At 68.7% G+C, this 16399-nt stretch carries 15 protein-coding genes; 7 read left to right on the top strand and 8 right to left on the bottom strand.

The genetic code is table 11. The annotated features are described in order from the left end of the window. Positions 1 to 154: 154 nt before the first annotated feature. Together V7060_RS07450 and V7060_RS07455 are read left to right on the top strand one after the other, a co-directional pair. Positions 155 to 553 (top strand): hypothetical protein, encoded by a 399-nt coding sequence (locus V7060_RS07450; RefSeq protein ID WP_334178603.1) that lies wholly within the window; start codon positions 155 to 157, stop codon positions 551 to 553. Continuing rightward, positions 528 to 1271, top strand: coding sequence for a hypothetical protein (locus V7060_RS07455; RefSeq protein ID WP_334178604.1), 744 nt, complete (start codon positions 528 to 530; stop codon positions 1269 to 1271). The genes V7060_RS07450 and V7060_RS07455 overlap by 26 nt, the downstream gene beginning before the upstream one ends. A gap of 6 nt (positions 1272 to 1277) precedes the next feature. On the opposite strand, the gene V7060_RS07460 is transcribed toward V7060_RS07455, so the two are convergent. Together V7060_RS07460 and V7060_RS07465 are read right to left on the bottom strand one after the other, a co-directional pair. Next, positions 1278 to 3971 (bottom strand): EAL domain-containing protein, encoded by a 2694-nt coding sequence (locus tag V7060_RS07460; protein ID WP_334178605.1) that lies wholly within the window; start codon positions 3969 to 3971, stop codon positions 1278 to 1280. A gap of 226 nt (positions 3972 to 4197) precedes the next feature. After that, on the bottom strand, positions 4198 to 5031 hold the full coding sequence (locus V7060_RS07465) for a CHAD domain-containing protein (protein ID WP_334178606.1): 834 nt from the start codon (positions 5029 to 5031) through the stop codon (positions 4198 to 4200). 173 nt (positions 5032 to 5204) lie between these two features. On the opposite strand from V7060_RS07465, the gene V7060_RS07470 reads away from it, so the two are divergent. Both V7060_RS07470 and V7060_RS07475 read left to right on the top strand, forming a co-directional pair. Then, positions 5205 to 5465 carry a hypothetical protein gene (locus V7060_RS07470; protein WP_334178607.1) on the top strand — a complete coding sequence of 87 codons (261 nt, stop codon included), beginning with the start codon at positions 5205 to 5207 and terminating at the stop codon, positions 5463 to 5465. 83 nt (positions 5466 to 5548) lie between these two features. Continuing rightward, complete coding sequence (locus V7060_RS07475) at positions 5549 to 6544, top strand: hypothetical protein (protein ID WP_334178608.1); 996 nt, start codon at positions 5549 to 5551, stop codon at positions 6542 to 6544. A gap of 1 nt (position 6545) precedes the next feature. Here the strand turns inward: V7060_RS07475 and V7060_RS07480 are convergent, their stop codons facing one another. From V7060_RS07480 to V7060_RS07490, 3 genes are all read right to left on the bottom strand, one after another. After that, entirely contained in the window at positions 6546 to 6896 is a 351-nt protein-coding gene (locus V7060_RS07480; RefSeq protein WP_334178609.1) for a VOC family protein, read from the bottom strand. A gap of 70 nt (positions 6897 to 6966) precedes the next feature. Next, the gene (locus V7060_RS07485; protein WP_334178610.1) at positions 6967 to 7674 is read right to left on the bottom strand and encodes a helix-turn-helix domain-containing protein; all 708 of its coding nucleotides are present in this window, start codon (positions 7672 to 7674) and stop codon (positions 6967 to 6969) included. A 12-nt stretch (positions 7675 to 7686) separates the two neighbouring features. Continuing rightward, positions 7687 to 8655 carry a LysR family transcriptional regulator gene (locus V7060_RS07490; RefSeq protein WP_334178611.1) on the bottom strand — a complete coding sequence of 323 codons (969 nt, stop codon included), beginning with the start codon at positions 8653 to 8655 and terminating at the stop codon, positions 7687 to 7689. Positions 8656 to 8765: 110 nt separating this feature from the next. Between V7060_RS07490 and aceB the strand changes: the two genes are divergently transcribed. Next, positions 8766 to 10397, top strand: a complete 1632-nt coding sequence (aceB, locus tag V7060_RS07495; protein ID WP_334178612.1) for a malate synthase A — start codon at positions 8766 to 8768, stop codon at positions 10395 to 10397. 53 nt (positions 10398 to 10450) lie between these two features. Next, positions 10451 to 11785, top strand: a complete 1335-nt coding sequence (gene aceA, locus V7060_RS07500) for an isocitrate lyase (protein ID WP_334178613.1) — start codon at positions 10451 to 10453, stop codon at positions 11783 to 11785. Positions 11786 to 11869: 84 nt separating this feature from the next. On the opposite strand, the gene V7060_RS07505 is transcribed toward aceA, so the two are convergent. Next, positions 11870 to 13933, bottom strand: a complete 2064-nt coding sequence (locus V7060_RS07505) for a S9 family peptidase (protein WP_334178614.1) — start codon at positions 13931 to 13933, stop codon at positions 11870 to 11872. A gap of 155 nt (positions 13934 to 14088) precedes the next feature. Here V7060_RS07505 and V7060_RS07510 point away from each other — a divergent pair, with 155 nt between their 5' ends. Next, positions 14089 to 14574 carry a hypothetical protein gene (locus V7060_RS07510; RefSeq protein WP_334178615.1) on the top strand — a complete coding sequence of 162 codons (486 nt, stop codon included), beginning with the start codon at positions 14089 to 14091 and terminating at the stop codon, positions 14572 to 14574. Positions 14575 to 14592: 18 nt separating this feature from the next. On the opposite strand, the gene V7060_RS07515 is transcribed toward V7060_RS07510, so the two are convergent. Together V7060_RS07515 and V7060_RS07520 are read right to left on the bottom strand one after the other, a co-directional pair. Next, positions 14593 to 16092 (bottom strand): YifB family Mg chelatase-like AAA ATPase, encoded by a 1500-nt coding sequence (locus V7060_RS07515; protein WP_334178616.1) that lies wholly within the window; start codon positions 16090 to 16092, stop codon positions 14593 to 14595. Between the two features lie 10 nt (positions 16093 to 16102). Beyond that, positions 16103 to 16366, bottom strand: a complete 264-nt coding sequence (locus V7060_RS07520) for an accessory factor UbiK family protein (RefSeq protein WP_334178617.1) — start codon at positions 16364 to 16366, stop codon at positions 16103 to 16105. Between the last annotated feature and the right edge of the window lie 33 nt (positions 16367 to 16399).

Genomic DNA, 16399 nt, shown 5'->3' on the forward strand with positions numbered 1-16399 from the left:
GGGAAGCCACCGATGGCGCCGACTACGATTCATCCCGGCGGCACGACGATTCGACACGAATCCGTTGCCGGCCTGGCCGGATGGGCGCGAGATGCGGTCGCCCCGTACGCAATCCCGCGTCACCGGTGGCGCCTTCACTACCGGAGATCACGCCATGCCCCGTCTGTCCGTCATCGCCCTGCTCATCGCCGCCAGTCCGATCGCCAACGTCCAGGCAGGCGAACGTACCCACTACCTGTACCTCGTGAACCGCGCGCACGATCGCGTGGTCTCGGTCGCCACGACGCCGGTCGGTGGCTCGGCGTGGCGCGAACTGCTCCATGGCGACACCATCACCGGCGGTGGCGACGCGGTGACCGTGCAACTCGCCAGCGACCAGTGCGTGCACGACGTGGAGGTGGAGTTCGTCAATGGTCGCCGCGCGGTGTATCCCGCCATTGACCTGTGCCGCCATCATGGGCTGCGCATCCAGCCGCTGCGTGCGCAGGCAACGAAGGCGATGGTTGCCGTGCAACAGGATGCGGCGCGTGCCGCACGGCACACCGGCGAGTGACGGGGCGCAAACGAGCGTCACGGACACTGTGCGGTGGCCGACCCACGCGGTACCGTCTGCGACACGGTCCCGTCCGTGCGGGACCATCGAAGGGATCTCCATGCCCGCCGGGAAGTCTGCCGCTTCGCCCGGCGTCGACACCTCCCTGCACCAGGCCGCGCACGTGATGGATGCCACGATCCGTGCGCTGTGCGCAGCGATCCTGGCAACGGATGCGCGCATCGGCGAAGCCATCAAGTGGAATGCACCCAGTTTCCATGTCGAGGGAAAGCACTTGGCGACGATGCAGCCGCGACGCGCCGACCGCGTGCTGCGGGTGATGCGCCCGGGTGCCGGCAAGCGGACGCTGCTGGCCGCGCTGCCGTGCGCGAGATGGAATCCATCGCGCGGTATTCCGGTGACCAGCCCATCACCTGCGAGCGCATCATCATTGCGCGCAGCGTGTTCTCGCTCGGCCGGTTGCTGGACGATTCCTGCAGGTCGATTTCAGCGGCGTCGAGCGGTTCCCGATCCCGGTGGTGATGTTCATGGGCGGCACGACTACACCACGCCGTCCGAACCGACCGCGGCCTGGCGGGCGCGCGTGCAGGCGCCCTACAGGCAGGGCGTCTGGTTCGAGCATTCCGCGCACATGATGCCGTGGGAGGAGCCGGGCAAGACCCTGGTCAGCCTGCTGGAGTACATACGGCCGCGCGCGGTCGACGCAACGGCGGAATAAGCCGCCTCAGCGCACCACGGCCAGCCGGCGCGGCGAGGGTTCGTCGCGCTGGAACAGCACGCGCTCCGGGCGGTGCAGGGCGTAGCCCTGGCCGTAGTCCACGCCGAGCGACCGCAGGGCATCGCAGATCTTCGGGCTGGCGACCCATTCGGCCACGACCTTGAGGCCGCGCTGGTGGCCGATCTGCGCGATGGCGCTGACGATGGTGCGGCTCATCGGGTCGGTCTCGAGGTCGCGGATGAAGCTGCCGTCGATCTTGATCAGGTCCGCCGGCAGGTTCTTGAGATAACCGAAGGACGACATGCCGGCGCCGAAGTCGTCCAGCGCGATGCGGCAGCCGACGCGGCGCAGGCGCTCGATCACGCCCACCACCTTCAGCAGGCTGCGCACGGCGACCGTTTCGGTGATCTCGAAGCACAGCGCGTGCGGCGGCACCGCGTATTCGGTGATGCGCGCGAGGATGAAATCCGCCAGCCCTTCGTCCTCGATGCTGGCGCCGGACAGATTGATCGCGCAGGTACCCAGGCGCATGCCCGAGTGGTGCAGCTGGCCGAAGTGGGCGAGTGCGTTGCGGATCACCCAGCGGTCGATCGCCGGCATCAGCCCGTAGCGTTCGGCCGCAGGCAGGAAGGCGCCCGGCAGCACGATGCCGCCCTCCTCGTCGCGCAGCCGCAGCAGCAGTTCGATGCTGGTCGCGGTGTCGCGCCCGTCGAGCGGCACGATCTGCTGGTAGTCCAGCAGGAACCGGTCCTGTTCCAACGCCCAGCGCAGGCGGTTGGCCCATTCCATCTCGCCGTGGCGGCGCGTGGTCTCGTTGTCCTCGCGGTACATGTGCACGCGGTTGCGGCCGTTCTCCTTCGCCAGGTAGCACGCGGTATCCGCCCAGGCCAGCAGGTCCTTCAACGTCGGCTCCTGCTGGTCGACTACCACCACGCCGATGCTGGCGCTGACCGTGTAGGTGCGGTCCTGCCAGACGAACATTAGCGCCTCGATGCGTTCGCGCAGCCGCTCGGCCAAGGCGCGTGCGCCCTCGGCATCCACGTGGAAGGCCATCAGGCCGAACTCATCGCCACCGAGGCGCGCGAGCACGTCGCCGCCGCGCAACTGCTGGCGCATCGCCAGTGCGAGCTGGGCGAGCAACTGGTCGCCGGCCATGTGGCCGGACACGTCGTTGATCAGCTTGAACTGATCCAGGTCGATGTACAGCAGCGCGCACGGATCGCACACCGTTCGGCCCTTGCGTTCGGCCAGCGCTTCATCGATGCGGCGCTCGAACTCGCGGCGGTTGCACAGCTCGGTCAGCGCATCGTGCGTGGCCTGGTAACTCAGGCGCTCGGTGAGTTCGCGCTGTTCGGAGATGTCGGTCGCCACCATCAGCAGGTGCGGTGCGCCATCCATGTCGACCTGTGCGATCGAGGCGCTCGCCCAGAACGCGCCGCCGCCCGGGCTCAGCAGCACTGCTTCCAGGTTGCCCCAGTTGTTGCCGATGGCGGCGGTGTCGCGCGCGCGCGCCTGCAGCTGCGGATCGGAGAACAGCGCGGACAGCGGCAGGCCGGTGGGGTCGCCCAGATGGAGTCGGGCCGCCTGGTTGGCGTAGACGATCCTGCCGTCGTCGGCATCGGCCAGCAGCACCAGTGCGGGCAGCAGTTCGTTGAGTGCGCGGAACCGCAGTTCGCTCTCGCGGTAGCGCCGGCTCATCTGTTCGCCCAGCGCCATCGCGCGCCGGCTGGTGGTGGTCAGCGACCAGGTCAGGGCGGCCAGCAGCAGGCTGATCACGCCACCGCCGGCCAGGATGGCCTGCAGCCGCCCGGCGTCCAGCGGTTGCGGGCGTGGCTGCATCTCGATGCGCCATTGGCGGCCACCGAAGTCCAGCCGGCGTTGCTGCATCGGCAGGCCGGCCTCGACCGGCGTTGCGGAGTCGTAGAACGGGTGGGCGTCCGCCGTCGCGTCGTACAGGCGCACGCGGAAGCCGTCCAGCACCTTGCCGCTCATGGCCGTCTCCACCAGCGGTTGCAGGCGGATGCCGATGGCCAGTGCACCGAGTTCGCGGGCACGCCGCTGGTTCGGCGTGGTCGGGGACGGGCCGCCGGAATACACCGGCAGCCGCATGGTCACGCCCAGCGGGTTCTGGCCGGCGGGCGTGCTCTGGCGCAGGGCGAACGGTGCCGAAATCACCACGGTGTCGGTGTCGCGGGCGCGCAGCAGGGCCGCCAGGTTCGCCTTCTGCCCGACCATGTCGAAGCCGACCAGCGACGCGTTCGCCTGGTAGGGCGAGACGAATTCGTAGCGGTACGACACCTGGTCGGCCAGCGGCTGGTCCACGGGCAGGCGGCGCGCAAAGGCCACGGAGGTGTAGGCGCCCGGTGCGAGCGGGCTGCGCAGGCTGGCGTGGTACTGGCTGAAGCGGGCCTGGTCCATCCGGTCGTTGGCCAGGTACACCGTCTGCATCGCGCGCAGCATCGATGCGGCCTGTTCCAGCGGCACGCGCAGCTGGGCGGCGCCGGTATCGGCCAAGGTATGGCGGGCGTCCTCCCCGCGCTGGTGCAGGTCGTGCCATTCGCGGAAGGCCACGATCGAGGTGCAGGCCACGCCCAGCAGCAGGACAGCCGCCGACCATGCCAGCGGCGGCAGGCCGGCGCGACGGGAGGGCGGGGCCGACGGCGCCAGGGCGTCGTCGGAACGTGGAGGGGTGGAATCCACCTGCGGGCCTTGATCCTGCGTAATGGGGGGCGGTTGGCACGGGCCGTTCCATGGAGGGAAGCAGGCTTCGTGCCAAACCGGCGGCATGCCGGAACACCGGATCCACGGCCTTCCGGGGGCGTGCGGACTCCTGCACGCGGTCCGGAAGGACCGTATGGGTCACTATCGGCCCGGATGGGGTGTTCTTGACGCACCCGCCCTGGCGCGTTGGGCGGTACGAACGCGCCTAGCCCAGCGGCCGCAGCTGCACGGGTTTCGCCTTGCGGTGTCGCGCAGGCGGCCGCGCGGCAGGCGCCTCGGCCCGTTCCAGGGCGTCGAGCGCCTGCCGCAGCAGGGCGAGGTCCTGCAGGACGCCGAGTTCGTCCACCAGCCTGGCGACATGGCGCAGGCTGGGGGTGACGTCGTGTCCACCCGCACGGGCACTCACCCGCAGTTTGCGCAGCGCGGACAGCTGCATGCGCAGCCGGCGCGACCGGCGGCGCCAGTCATGCAGGTCATCGGCGCGTCCGGAGGCCAGGGCCACCGCCTGCGCATCCGCCTGGCGCCGCCGCGAGCGCGCCAGTGCCTGGTTCAGGTCGTCGCCATGCACGCGGTGCCAGGGAAGCCGCTGCAGCTGTTCCGCGAGGCGATGCGCCAGCGCCTGCCGGCGGATGAAACCCGGGTCTTCGCGCAGCGCATCGGCGAGCCGCTGGTGCTGGTGCTGCGCGAGCAAGGGCAGCAGGGCGTCCCAGCTGGACGTCTCATCGGCATCGTCGGCATCGTCGGCATCGCGCGCGAGCCGTCGTGCCGTGTCCTGGACCACCTGCCCGTCGCGCAGCGCGGAGAGGCCCCTGGCCAATGCGCGAAGCTCGTGGTCGATCGCATCGACGCGTTCCCTGCCGAGCGCGCGGCGACCGAGCGCCAGCAGCGAGCGCAATCGACGCACGCATTTGCGCGCCTCATGCACGCCGGCCGCATCGACAGGTGCGACCACCAGCGCAGCGGCCAGTCCGCCAGCGTCGTCGGCGGCAAGCGCGGCGGCGCGTTCGCCGGCGCGGGAAGGGGCGGCGCGGGGGCTCATGGGGCGACCACCGTGGCGGAAAAGCGACAGTCTAGGGTCAGTCGTGGCAGGCCTGCGGTCCGTTCCGGCTGAACATGCGCCGCTCGTCGGCCCGACCCCTCTTGGCGGACGCCGGGCGAAAAGGTATAAATCGTTTATACGATTTAGGGGGTGCCATGCCGAAGTCACGGAAAGTGCGCCCTCCGGCCGTCGCGGCGGCCGACGGTGCGGCCGCCGCATCCACGCTGGTCCGCGACAGTTTCACCATGCCGGCCGACGATTTCGCCCTGGTCGATGTGCTGAAGGGCCGTGCGCTGCAGGTGCAGCGTCCGGCGAAGAAGAGCGAACTGCTGCGCGCCGGCCTGCATGCGCTGTCCGGCCTGTCGCCGCAGGCGCTTGCCAAGGCGCTGGATGCGTTGGCGCCGGTCAAGGCCGGCCGCCCGAAGAAGACGTAGAGGCCGCGCCCGCGCGGCAGCCGTGTTGTCCTGTCCATGCGCTGCCGGGCGCGTGGGATTCCACTGTCGCGGATGTGTTGCCGATGAACGTTGCCACCTTGCTCCGCCGCCATCGCGTGGTGGTCCTGCTGTCCCTGCTGTTGCTGGCGCCGATGCTGGTGGCGTCGTCGCACGTGCCTGTGCGCAGCGATGCCGGCATCGGGATGCAGGCGGGCTACCGCGTGCAGGACCTGGACTGGGTGGATCCCGCACGCGGCCGCGCCGTGCCGGTGAAGCTGTTCTGGCCGGATGCGGCGCGCACCGGCAAGGTGCCGCTGGTGGTGTTCTCGCACGGCATCGGCAGCGCGCGCGATGGTTATACGTACCTGGGCCAGTACTGGGCGAAGCACGGCATCGCCAGCCTCCACGTGCAGCACGTCGGCAGCGACCGCGCGCTGTGGCAGGGCAACCCGTTCGGATTGGTGTCGCGCTTCCGGCACGCTGCCAGCGAAGCCGAGGCAGTGGCGCGCGTGCGCGACCAGCGGTTCGCGCTGGACCAGCTGCTGGCGGGCGAATGGGGCGTACACGTCGACCGCACACGCATTGTCGCCGCCGGACATTCCTACGGCGCCAACACCACGCTGATGTCGGCCGGCGCGCGCGTGGTGCGCGACGGCAAGGTGATCGACCTGCACGATCCGCGCTTCAGCGCCGCCATCGTCATTTCCGCGCCGCCGTTCTACGGCGACGACGACTTCCGCCCGATCCTGGCCGGTATCGCCATTCCCACGCTGCATGTGACCACCGCCGACGACATCATCCGCATCCCCGGTTTCGGTTCGGGCGTCGACGACCGCCTGAAGGTGTTCGATGCCATCGGTGGCGCGCACAAGGTGCTGGCGGTCTATCGGCACGGCACCCACAACGTGTTCACCGACCACCGCTACTTCGACTCGCGCGAGGTCAGCGAACAGGTCAAGCAGGCGACCGAGTCGTTGTCGCTGGCCTTCATCGACACCGCCTACGGCGGCTCGTCCGCCGAACTCGCGCAGTGGCGCTCACGCCACCGTGCGTTGCTCACGCGTTACGACGCGCGCTGAGTCACGTCGTCGACCAGACCGCGAGTTCGTAGCCATCGGGATCGGCGAACTGGAAGCGGCGACCGCCGGGGAACGCGAAGATCGGGGCAGTGATGCGTCCGCCGGCGTTCTGCACGTTCGCCAGGCTGTCTTCCAGCGCAGTCGAATACAGCACCACCAGCGCGCCGCCCGGCCGCGGCGTGCCATGCGCGAAGCCGCCGGTCAGGCGGCCGTCGCGGAATTCGCAGTAATCCGGACCGTAGTCCTGGAACGTCCAGCCGAACGCCTCGCCGTAGAAGGCTTTCGACGCGGCGATGGAAGCGACGGTGAACTCGATGTAATCGATGCGGTGGTGCTGTTCGGCGGTGCTCATGGCGGGTGTCCGTGGAGGAGGCCGCCAGTCTGTCCGAGTCCGCGCGCCCTGTCTTGGCGAAATCGGACAGTCAGTCCGCGACCTGTGCGAGCAGTTGGGTGGACGTTAGGCCGGTGAGCCGGCGCGCGTCGCCGGCCAGCTGCGCGGCATCGTAGTAGCCGGCATCGAGTGCGGCCTCCAGCAGGGTTGCGTGAGGGTGCCGCCGCCGCAGGAAGCGTTGCAGCCGCAGGATGCGCGCCAGCAGCTTCGGTCCGTAGCCGAACGCCTCGTCGCACCTCCGCAACAGCGTGCGTTCGGTCATGCCGAGATCGCGCGCGAGCCGCGCGACCGAGTCGGGCTGCGTGCGCGCGAGGCGCACATGCACGGCCTGCATTGCGCAGTCGCGTGGCGGCGTGTCGGCCAGGATCCGGTCGGATAGCCAGGCCATCGCGTCGTCGCATTCCGCCATGCGGTCCCCCAGCGCGGCCAGGTGCGGCATGCCGAGATCGCTGAGGCGCACGCGCTGGTTGGCGAGCGCGTGCAGCGGAACACCCAGCCAGCGCGCGGCGGCGGCCGGCGCGAATCGCAGGCCCTGCAGCCGGTGGCCCGGCGCGATGTGCGCGTACTGTGCCTGCGTATCCGGTCCGGCGATGCTCAGGCACGTGCCGTCCCACAACAGGTCCACGCAGGCATCCGGCAGCACCAGTGCAGGCGCGGCCTGCGCTCCCTGCACGTAATCCCAGCGGCACAGCAGGGACTGGCCGGGCGCAAGGTCGTGTTGTCGGTAACGGCCGCTCATGCAGGCAGCGAGTCAACGTTCGGAATGCCCGCTCTCATCGTAGTCGCGGCGCTCGAACAGGTGGGGCTGGATCAGTTCGATGAAGGCGCGCGCCTGCGGCGACAGGAACTTGCCCTTGCGCACCACCACGCCGTAGCTGCGCGACGGGAACCACTGCGCCAGCGAGCGCGCCGCGAGCCGGTCGCGGTCGCTGTCGGTCAGGCAGATCGAGGCGATGACCGAGATGCCCATGCCCATGCTGACGTACTGCTTGATGACCTCCCAGCCGCCGACTTCCAGCGCGACGGTGTAGGGCACGCGCGCCTGCTGGAACACCAGGTCGACCAGCCGGTAGGTGACCAAGCGCTTCGGCGGCAGGATCAGGCCATGCGGCGACAGATCCTCCAGGCGCAGGTCGCGCTTCTTCGCCAGCGGATGGTCCGGCGGCGTGATCAGCATCGGTTCGAAGCGGTAGACCGGCGCGTAGCTGAGGTCGGCCGGCACGTCGAGCACCGATCCCACCGCCAGGTCCACCGCGTCCGAGCGCAGCAGGTCGGTACCGTCGGCGGACGCCGCGTTGTGCAGGGTCAGCTTCACGTCGGGGTGCTGCCGGCGGAAGTGCTCCACGATCTTCGGCAGCAGGTAGAGGATGGTCGAACTGTTGGCCGCCACGTTCAACTCGCCGGCCTCCAGCCCGCTGACCTTCTCGCGGAAGGTTGCGTCCAGCCCGTCCAGGCCGGCCACCAGCGGCTGCGCCAGTTCGTACAGCACCTGGCCCTCGCGGCTCGGGGTCAGCCGGCGCCCGCTGCGCTCGAACAGGGTGACCCCCAGGTCCCGTTCCAGCGCCTGCAACTGCAGGGTGATGGCCGGCTGGCTGACGAAAAGCGCCTCCGCTGCCCGCGATACCGACCCCAGCCGCACTGTCTGGCAGAAGGCGCGGAGCGGCTTCAGGCGGTCTGATTTGTAAGGGAATCGCGGGGTTGGCGCTTCTTTAGAGCTCACGGTCTAGTCAATTATAAGCAGAGCTTATTTAGTGCATTGACAAAACTGTTTTGTCAAATAATTCGGACAGGGAGCACTGTGCGTCTCCAGCAAGCCGCCAAGAGACCCCCATGTCCGCCACCGCTTTCGCCCTGCCGCCGCGCGATGTACGCGCCGACCGTCCTACCCCCGGCATCGCCCTGACCGCCAACGTGGCGGGCCAGGACGACCTGCTGCCCCCCGGCGCCCTGGCCCTGCTGGTCTCGCTGCACCGTGCGATCGAGCCGGAGCGCCAGGCGCGTCTGCTGGCCCGCCGCGAGCGCCAGGCCTTCTTCGATGCCGGCGGCCTGCCGGACTTCCGCGACGACACCGGCGCCATCCGCGACGGCGACTGGACCGTGGCGCCGGTGCCGAATGCGCTGCAGGACCGCCGCGTGGAGATCACCGGTCCGGTCGATCCGAAGATGGTCATCAACGCGCTGAACTCTGGTGCGAAGGTGTTCATGGCGGACTTCGAGGATTCCACCTCGCCGACCTGGCAGAACCTGCTGACCGGCCAGCGCGCGCTGATCGGCGCAGTGGCCGGGGACCTGACCTTCACGGGCGACACCGGCAAGCATTACGCGCTGAAGCCGCAGGACGAGCAGGCCGTGCTGCTGGTGCGCCCGCGCGGCTGGCACCTGGACGAGAAGCACGTGCTGATCGATGGCGCGCCGATCGCCGGCGGCCTGTTCGACGTCGCCGTGTTCGCCTGGCACAACGCCCGCGCGCTGCAGGCGAAGGACCGCGGCCCGTACTTCTACCTGCCCAAGTTGCAGAGCATGGAAGAGGCGGCGCTGTGGGAAACCGCGCTGTCGCACATCGAGGCAGCGCTGGGCCTGCCGCACGGGCAGATGAAGGTCACCGTGCTGATCGAGACGCTGCCGGCCGTGTTCGAGATGCACGAGATCCTGTACGCGCTGCGTGAGCGCATCGTCGGCCTGAACTGCGGCCGCTGGGACTACATCTTTTCCTACCTGAAGACCTTCCGGCGCCACGCCGATAAGGTGCTGCCGGAGCGCGGCCAGGTGACGATGACGCAGCCGTTCCTGAAGGCGTATTCGGAACTGCTGATCCAGACCTGCCACCGCCGCGGCGCGCATGCGATGGGCGGCATGGCCGCGCAGATCCCCATCAACAACGACGAAGCGGCGAACGAGCAGGCGCTGGCCCGCGTGCGCGCCGACAAGCTGCGCGAAGTCACCGCCGGCCACGACGGCACCTGGGTCGCGCATCCGGCGCTGATCCCGGTGGCGAAGGCGATCTTCGACGAGCACATGCCGCAGACCAACCAGCGTGGCGTGCTGCGCGAGGACGTGGCGGTCACGCGCGATGACCTGATCCGCCCGTCCACCGGCACCATCACGCGCGCCGGCTTCGAAGGCAACGTCGAAGTCTGCGTGCGCTACCTGGCCGCGTGGCTGGATGGCAACGGCTGCGTGCCGATCCACTGGCTGATGGAAGACGCCGCCACCGCCGAGATCTCGCGCACGCAGATCTGGCAATGGCTGCATACGCCGGACGTGCACCTGTGCGACGGCACCCAGATCGACTACGCGCTGCTGCAGCGCACGCTGGCCGCATTGCCCGCGAAGCTGGGCGACCACTCGCGCCTGCCCGGCGGCGAACGCATCTCCGAAGCCATCGCCCTGCTCGACCACCTGAGCCGTGCCGACGAGCTGGTCGACTTCCTGACCCTGCCCGCATACGACCGCATCGACTGACCCATCGATTGATCACCCCCACCACGACGCCCCACGACGAAAGAGAGCCCGCCATGAGCACCAAGCAACAGCAGATCGATGCCATCCAGAACGACTGGGACAACAACCCGCGCTGGACCGGCGTGAAGCGCGACTACGCCGCCGCGGACGTCGTCCGCCTGCGCGGCAGCCTGCAGCCGGAGCACACCCTGGCCAAGCGCGGCGCGGAGAAGCTGTGGAAGCTCGTCAACGGCGAGGCGAAGAAGGGCTACGTCAACGCGTTCGGCGCGATCAGCGCCGGCCAGGCGATGCAGCAGGCCAAGGCCGGCCTGGAAGCCGTCTACCTGTCCGGCTGGCAGGTCGCCGCCGACGGCAACACCTCCGAGACCATGTACCCGGACCAGTCGCTGTACGCCTACGACTCGGTGCCGACCATGGTCCGCCGCATCAACAACACCTTCCAGCGCGCCGACGAGATCCAGTGGAAGAACCTCTGCGACGGCAAGGCCGACGAGAAGGATGCGATCGACTTCTTCCTGCCGATCGTCGCCGACGGCGAGGCCGGCTTCGGCGGCGTGCTGAACGCCTACGAGCTGATGAAGAACATGATCATCGCCGGTGCCGCCGGCGTGCACTTCGAAGACCAGCTGGCCGCCGTGAAGAAGTGCGGCCACATGGGCGGCAAGGTGCTGGTGCCGACGCAGGAAGCCGTGCAGAAGCTGCAGGCCGCGCGCCTGGCCGCCGACGTGCTGGGCGTGCCGACCATCGTGCTGGCGCGCACCGATGCCGAAGCCGCCAACCTGCTGACCTCGGACTTCGATGCCAACGACCAGCCCTTCGTCACCGGCCAGCGCACGCCGGAAGGCTTCTACCGCGTGAAGAACGGCCTGGAGCAGGCGATCAGCCGCGGCATCGCCTACGCGCCGTATGCCGATCTGGTGTGGTGCGAGACCGGCACGCCGGACATCGGCTTCGCCCGCGAGTTCGCCCAGGCCGTGCATGCGAAGCACCCGGGCAAGCTGCTGTCGTACAACTGCTCGCCCAGCTTCAACTGGAAGAAGAACCTGGACGATGCGCAGATCGCCCGCTTCCAGGACGAGCTGTCGGCACTGGGCTACAAGTACCAGTTCATCACCCTGGCCGGCATCCACATCAACTGGTTCAACACCTTCAAGTTCGCCCACGACTACGCCCGCGGCGAAGGCATGAAGCACTACGTCGAGCAGGTGCAGGAAGCCGAATTCGCCGCGCGCGAGAAGGGCTACACCTTCGTCTCGCATCAGCAGGAAGTGGGCGCCGGCTACTTCGACGACGTCACCACCGTCATCCAGGGCGGCAGCTCCAGCGTCACTGCGCTGAAGGGCTCGACCGAGGAAGAGCAGTTCTACGAGAAGGAAAAGGCGGCCTGACCGCCGCTTGCAGGAATGCGCGAAGAGAAACGCCGGCTTGCGCCGGCGTTTCTCTTTCTGGCATTGCGGGAAGAAAGAACCGGCTTACTTCTTCACTTCCTGCGTGTGCCCCTTCAATGCATCGGCCAGGCCCGGCACGTCGGCGGCACCGGTCGGCACGCTGATGCTGGAGCCGGCGAAGTCCTTGCCGATCGGTTCTGCGCGGCCACCCAGGCACTGGGCGAGGAAGCCTTCGGCCACCGCGTTGAACGCCTTGCTGTTTTCCGGACGCGCGAAGCCATGGCCTTCGTCGGGGAACAGCACGTAGGTCACCGGAATCTTCTTCGCCGTCATCGCCTTGACGATCTGGTCGCTCTCGTCCTGCTTCACGCGTGGGTCGTTGGCACCCTGGCCGATCAGCAGCGGCTTCTTGATCTGGTCCGCGCGGGTCAGCGGCGAGCGCTCGGTCAGCCAGGCCTTGCCGGCATCGGTGCGCGGATCGCCCATGCGCTTGGCCAGCTGTTCGAAGAAGCTGGCCCAGTACGGTGGCACCGTGCTGAGCAGGGTGTTGAGGTTGGACGGACCGACGATATCGACGCCACACGCGAAGGCGTCGGGCGTGAACGTCAGACCAGCCAGCGTGGCGTAACCGCCGTAGCTGCCGCCCATGATGGCGACCTGGTCCTGCGTGGTGACGCCTTGCTCGACCGCCCACTGCACGGCGTCGACCAGGTCGTCGTGCATCTTGCCGGCCCATTCGCCGTTGCCGGCGTTGGTGAAGTCCTTGCCGAAACCGGTGGAGCCGCGGAAGTTGACCGACAGCACCGCGTAGCCGCGGTTGGCCAGCCACTGGTTGTAGCCGCCATAGCCATAGGAGTCGCGCGCCCACGGACCGCCATGCACCAGCAGCACCATCGGCACCGGCGCATCGGCCTTGCCGTCGTTGTTCGCATCGGCGCTGCGCGGCAGGGTCAGGTAGCTGACCAGCGTCTTGTCGTCGCGAGAAGCGATTTCCACCGGCCACTGCGGCACCAGTGGCTTGCCTTCGAGTTTCGGTCGCGCGGAGAACAGCTTGGTCAGCGTGCCCGCCGGACGGTCGTAGCGGTAGTAGACCAGCGGCGCTTCGGCGGCCGAGTACGCGACGATCCAGGTCTTGTCGTCCAGCGTGCGCGTATTGACCGACACGTCGCCCGGGCCGATCGCCTCCAGCTTTTCCAGGTCGGCGCGGATCGCCGGATCGACGACCTTCCATTCGTCGCGCAGGTAATCCACCGACACCGCCTGCACCTTGCCGGTGGCGGGATCCGCCAGTGTGCCGCCGACGTCGGCGCGCGTATCCTCCATCACCAGCGTGCGCTTGCCGCTGGCCACGTCCACCGCGAACAGCGCGGCGGTGTTGCGGCCCCGCGAATCGGTGAAATACAACGTCTTGCCGTCCAGCGTCAGGCCACCGGGGCTGGTGGTCAGGCCATCCTCGAACGGGATGTCCTCGACCTTCTCCCAGCCGCCGGCCGCGCCGCGCTTCAGCACGTCGGTGCCGCCGTCGGGGCGCGAGCGCGTGGCGTAGCGCAACTGGTAGTCGGCATCGGCGATGTAGCCGCCGATGCCGGATTCGTTCTTCTCCAGCAGCGTGCGCTTGCCGCTGGCCAGGTCGACCTTGTAGATGTCGTGCCACTTGGTGTCGCGGTCGTTCATGCCGATCAGGATCGTGCCGGGCTGCGTCGGGCTGACACCGGCCACCTGGGCGGTGGTTTTCGGGAACGGCGTCAGGTCTTTCGCCTGCCCGGTCTTCAGGTCCACCGCATACAGGTGGAAATCCTCGTCGCCGCCGCTGTCGCGCAGGTACAGCAGCGTGTCGGGCTGGTAGGACCAGAAATAGCTGCGGATGCCGCGTGCCTTGTCCTGCGTGACGGCCTTCGCCTGCGACGGATTGTCGGCCGGCGCGACCCAGACGTTGAGTACGCCGTCGACGGCGGCCACCCAGCTGAGGTACTTGCCGTCGGGGCTGATCTGCACGTTCGCCCGCTCGGGATTGCCGAACAGCGCATCACGCGCGATCAGCTCGGTGCCGGCAATGCGGTCGGCGGCGGTGGGGGCAGCGTGGGCGGCGAGGCTTGTGGCTAGCGCCGTCGACAGCAGCAGGGATGCGGGAAACGAGAAACTACGCATGGGCGTCTCCTTGGGCGGATTGGGACGAGCGCGGACGAGGGCCATCGCGGCGTCGGTACAGCATACAGAGGGCTGAGCGTGGCCCGCAGGGTTCGGGCACTGGACCCGTCATCGATCACGCGCTAACGTCACCTGACCGTGGGAGGGGAGCAGGTATGCGGAGACACCTTATCATCGGCTTGGTCGTGAGCCTGCTGGCTGCCGCACCGGCGTTTTCCAACACCCAGCATGCGAACACTGATGCGCATGCGATCCGGAAGCAGCAGGAGCAGATCCGCGTGGAAGCCGAGTTGCGATCGGGGCGCTACAAGGACCTGAGCGAAGCGCGTCGCTCTGAACTGCGGCAGAGGCAAGCGGTGGTGATGCGGCTGACCGAGGGCGTGGCGCAGACGACCGAGTTGAAGGAGGAGCAGCAGATCGAGCTGTTCAATGCGTTGGAGTCGATCGAGGCGATCGTCAACGCAGCCGAAGACGAGCGGATGGTGTGCGAGCGGCACCGACCGATCGGCAGCAACCGACCCCAGACCATCTGCAAGACGGTGGCAGAGCGTCGTGCCGAGCGCGAGGACGTCCGCGTGCAGATGGGCAAGCGCAATCTGGAGTGCAGCCGTTCTCCCTTGGGACCCGGCAGCTGCAACTGATTGCCCGGCGTGCTGCCGTCAGGCGGAACGCTCAGGACTCCGGTAACCCAGCGCTTCGGTCAGGTGCGCTGTGCTGATGATGTCGTTGCTGGCCAGATCCGCAATAGTCCGCGCCACGCGAAGAATGCGATGCAGGCTGCGCGCGGAGAGTTGCAGGCGCTCGACCGCGCGTTCGAGCAACGCCTGGTCGCGTGCCGACAGGCGGCAATGCGCCATCGTCTCGGCCTGTCCCATGCGTGCGTTGGGGCGGCCGCACCTGGCGTGCTGCCGCATACGCGCTGCAATCACGCGGGCCTGTATCGCGGCCGTGCATTCGCCGTCCGGTGCATCGGGGCGCAATTCATGCGGAGGCAGGCGCGGTACGTGCACGTGCAGGTCGATGCGGTCCAGCAATGGTCCCGAGAGGCGGCTGCGATAGCGACGCACCACGTCGGGGCCGCAGCGGCAGCGCCCGCTGGCATCGCCGGCCCAGCCGCAGGGGCATGGGTTCATCGCGGCGACAAGTTGGAAGCGTGCGGGGAACTCGGCGGTCCGCGCGGCGCGCGAGACGGTGACGGTGCCTGATTCCAGCGGCTCGCGCAGCACTTCCAGTGCGGCCCGCGACCATTCGGGCAGTTCGTCCATGAAGAGCACGCCATTGTGTGCCAGCGAGATTTCGCCGGGCCGTGGTTGCGCGCCACCACCGACCAGTGCCACCGCGCTGGCGGTGTGATGGGGCGCGCGGTAGGGCCGTTGTCGCCAGCGTGCCGGATCCAGTCCACGGCCACTGACCGAGGCGATGGCGGCGCTCTCCATCGCCTCGGTGTCGTCGGGCTCTGGCAGCAGGCCCGGCAGGCGCGATGCCAGAAGCGTCTTCCCGCATCCCGGAGAACCGATCAGCAGCAGATGATGGCCACCGGCAGCGGCCACCTCCAGTGCGCGGCGCGCCATTACCTGCCCCCGCACGTCCATCATGTCGGGGATGGAGGATGGCATCGGTGGTGGTGCGACGGCGGAAGGCAAAACCTTGCGGCCCTCCAGCAGGGCGCACACCTCCAGCAGCGTGCGTCCAGTGAAGGCCCGGCCCTGTTGCGCCAGCGCCGCCTCGGCACCGCTGGGTTCCGGCACGACGAGCGTCCGCCCACACGCGGCGACAGCCAGCGCCGCCGGCAGCACGCCATCCACGGCGCGCAGTTCGCCGGTCAGGCTCAGCTCGCCGAGGAATTCGTACTCCGCCAGCGCCTCACGACGGATCTGTCCGCTGGCGGCGAGGATGCCAAGCGCAATCGGCAAGTCGAAACGTCCACCATCCTTGGGGAGGTCCGCCGGCGCGAGGTTGACGGTGATGCGGCGTGTCGGGAACTCGAACTGCGCGCACAGGATCGCGGCGCGCACACGGTCACGCGCTTCGCGCACCGCGGCCTCGGGCAGGCCGACGATCTGCGTGGACGGCAGGCCACCGGACAGGTGCACTTCCACCCGGACCGGGGGCGCGGACACGCCCGCCCGTGCCCGGCTGTTCACCAGGGCCAGACTCATGGCGGCGGGGTCAGGACTGGGCGGGCTTGTCGGCCAGCTGGGCTTCCAGCGTGGCGACGGTGCGTTCGAGCGTTTCCAGCTTCTCGCGCGTGCGCAGCAGCACGGCCTGTTGCACGTCGAACTCCTCGCGCGTCACCAGGTCCAGCTTCGCCAAGCCTGCCTGCAGCGCAGACTTGAAAGTCTGCTGCAGTTCTTCCTGCGAGTCGCGCAGGCTGGGCGGCACCAGCTGGCTGAGGCGGCGGGCGAGGTCGTCGATGTGGTTGAGGTCGATCATGTCTGTTCTCCGGCAGTGCATCGAGCTTGCGAG

This window comes from Pseudoxanthomonas sp., assembly GCF_036845285.1.
Taxonomy (GTDB): domain Bacteria; phylum Pseudomonadota; class Gammaproteobacteria; order Xanthomonadales; family Xanthomonadaceae; genus Pseudoxanthomonas_A.

Excerpts from the sequence above, each read along its gene's own strand:
- V7060_RS07450 (WP_334178603.1), top strand. The coding sequence starts at position 155 with ATGCCCCGTCTGTCCGTCATCGCCCTGCTCATCGCCGCCAGTCCGATC.
- V7060_RS07465 (WP_334178606.1), bottom strand. The coding sequence starts at position 5,031 with ATGAGCCCCCGCGCCGCCCCTTCCCGCGCCGGCGAACGCGCCGCCGCG.
- V7060_RS07475 (WP_334178608.1), top strand. The coding sequence starts at position 5,549 with ATGAACGTTGCCACCTTGCTCCGCCGCCATCGCGTGGTGGTCCTGCTG.
- V7060_RS07480 (WP_334178609.1), bottom strand. The coding sequence starts at position 6,896 with ATGAGCACCGCCGAACAGCACCACCGCATCGATTACATCGAGTTCACC.
- V7060_RS07485 (WP_334178610.1), bottom strand. The coding sequence starts at position 7,674 with ATGAGCGGCCGTTACCGACAACACGACCTTGCGCCCGGCCAGTCCCTG.
- aceB (WP_334178612.1), top strand. The coding sequence starts at position 8,766 with ATGTCCGCCACCGCTTTCGCCCTGCCGCCGCGCGATGTACGCGCCGAC.
- aceA (WP_334178613.1), top strand. The coding sequence starts at position 10,451 with ATGAGCACCAAGCAACAGCAGATCGATGCCATCCAGAACGACTGGGAC.
- V7060_RS07505 (WP_334178614.1), bottom strand. The coding sequence starts at position 13,933 with ATGCGTAGTTTCTCGTTTCCCGCATCCCTGCTGCTGTCGACGGCGCTA.
- V7060_RS07510 (WP_334178615.1), top strand. The coding sequence starts at position 14,089 with ATGCGGAGACACCTTATCATCGGCTTGGTCGTGAGCCTGCTGGCTGCC.
- V7060_RS07515 (WP_334178616.1), bottom strand. The coding sequence starts at position 16,092 with ATGAGTCTGGCCCTGGTGAACAGCCGGGCACGGGCGGGCGTGTCCGCG.
- V7060_RS07520 (WP_334178617.1), bottom strand. The coding sequence starts at position 16,366 with ATGATCGACCTCAACCACATCGACGACCTCGCCCGCCGCCTCAGCCAG.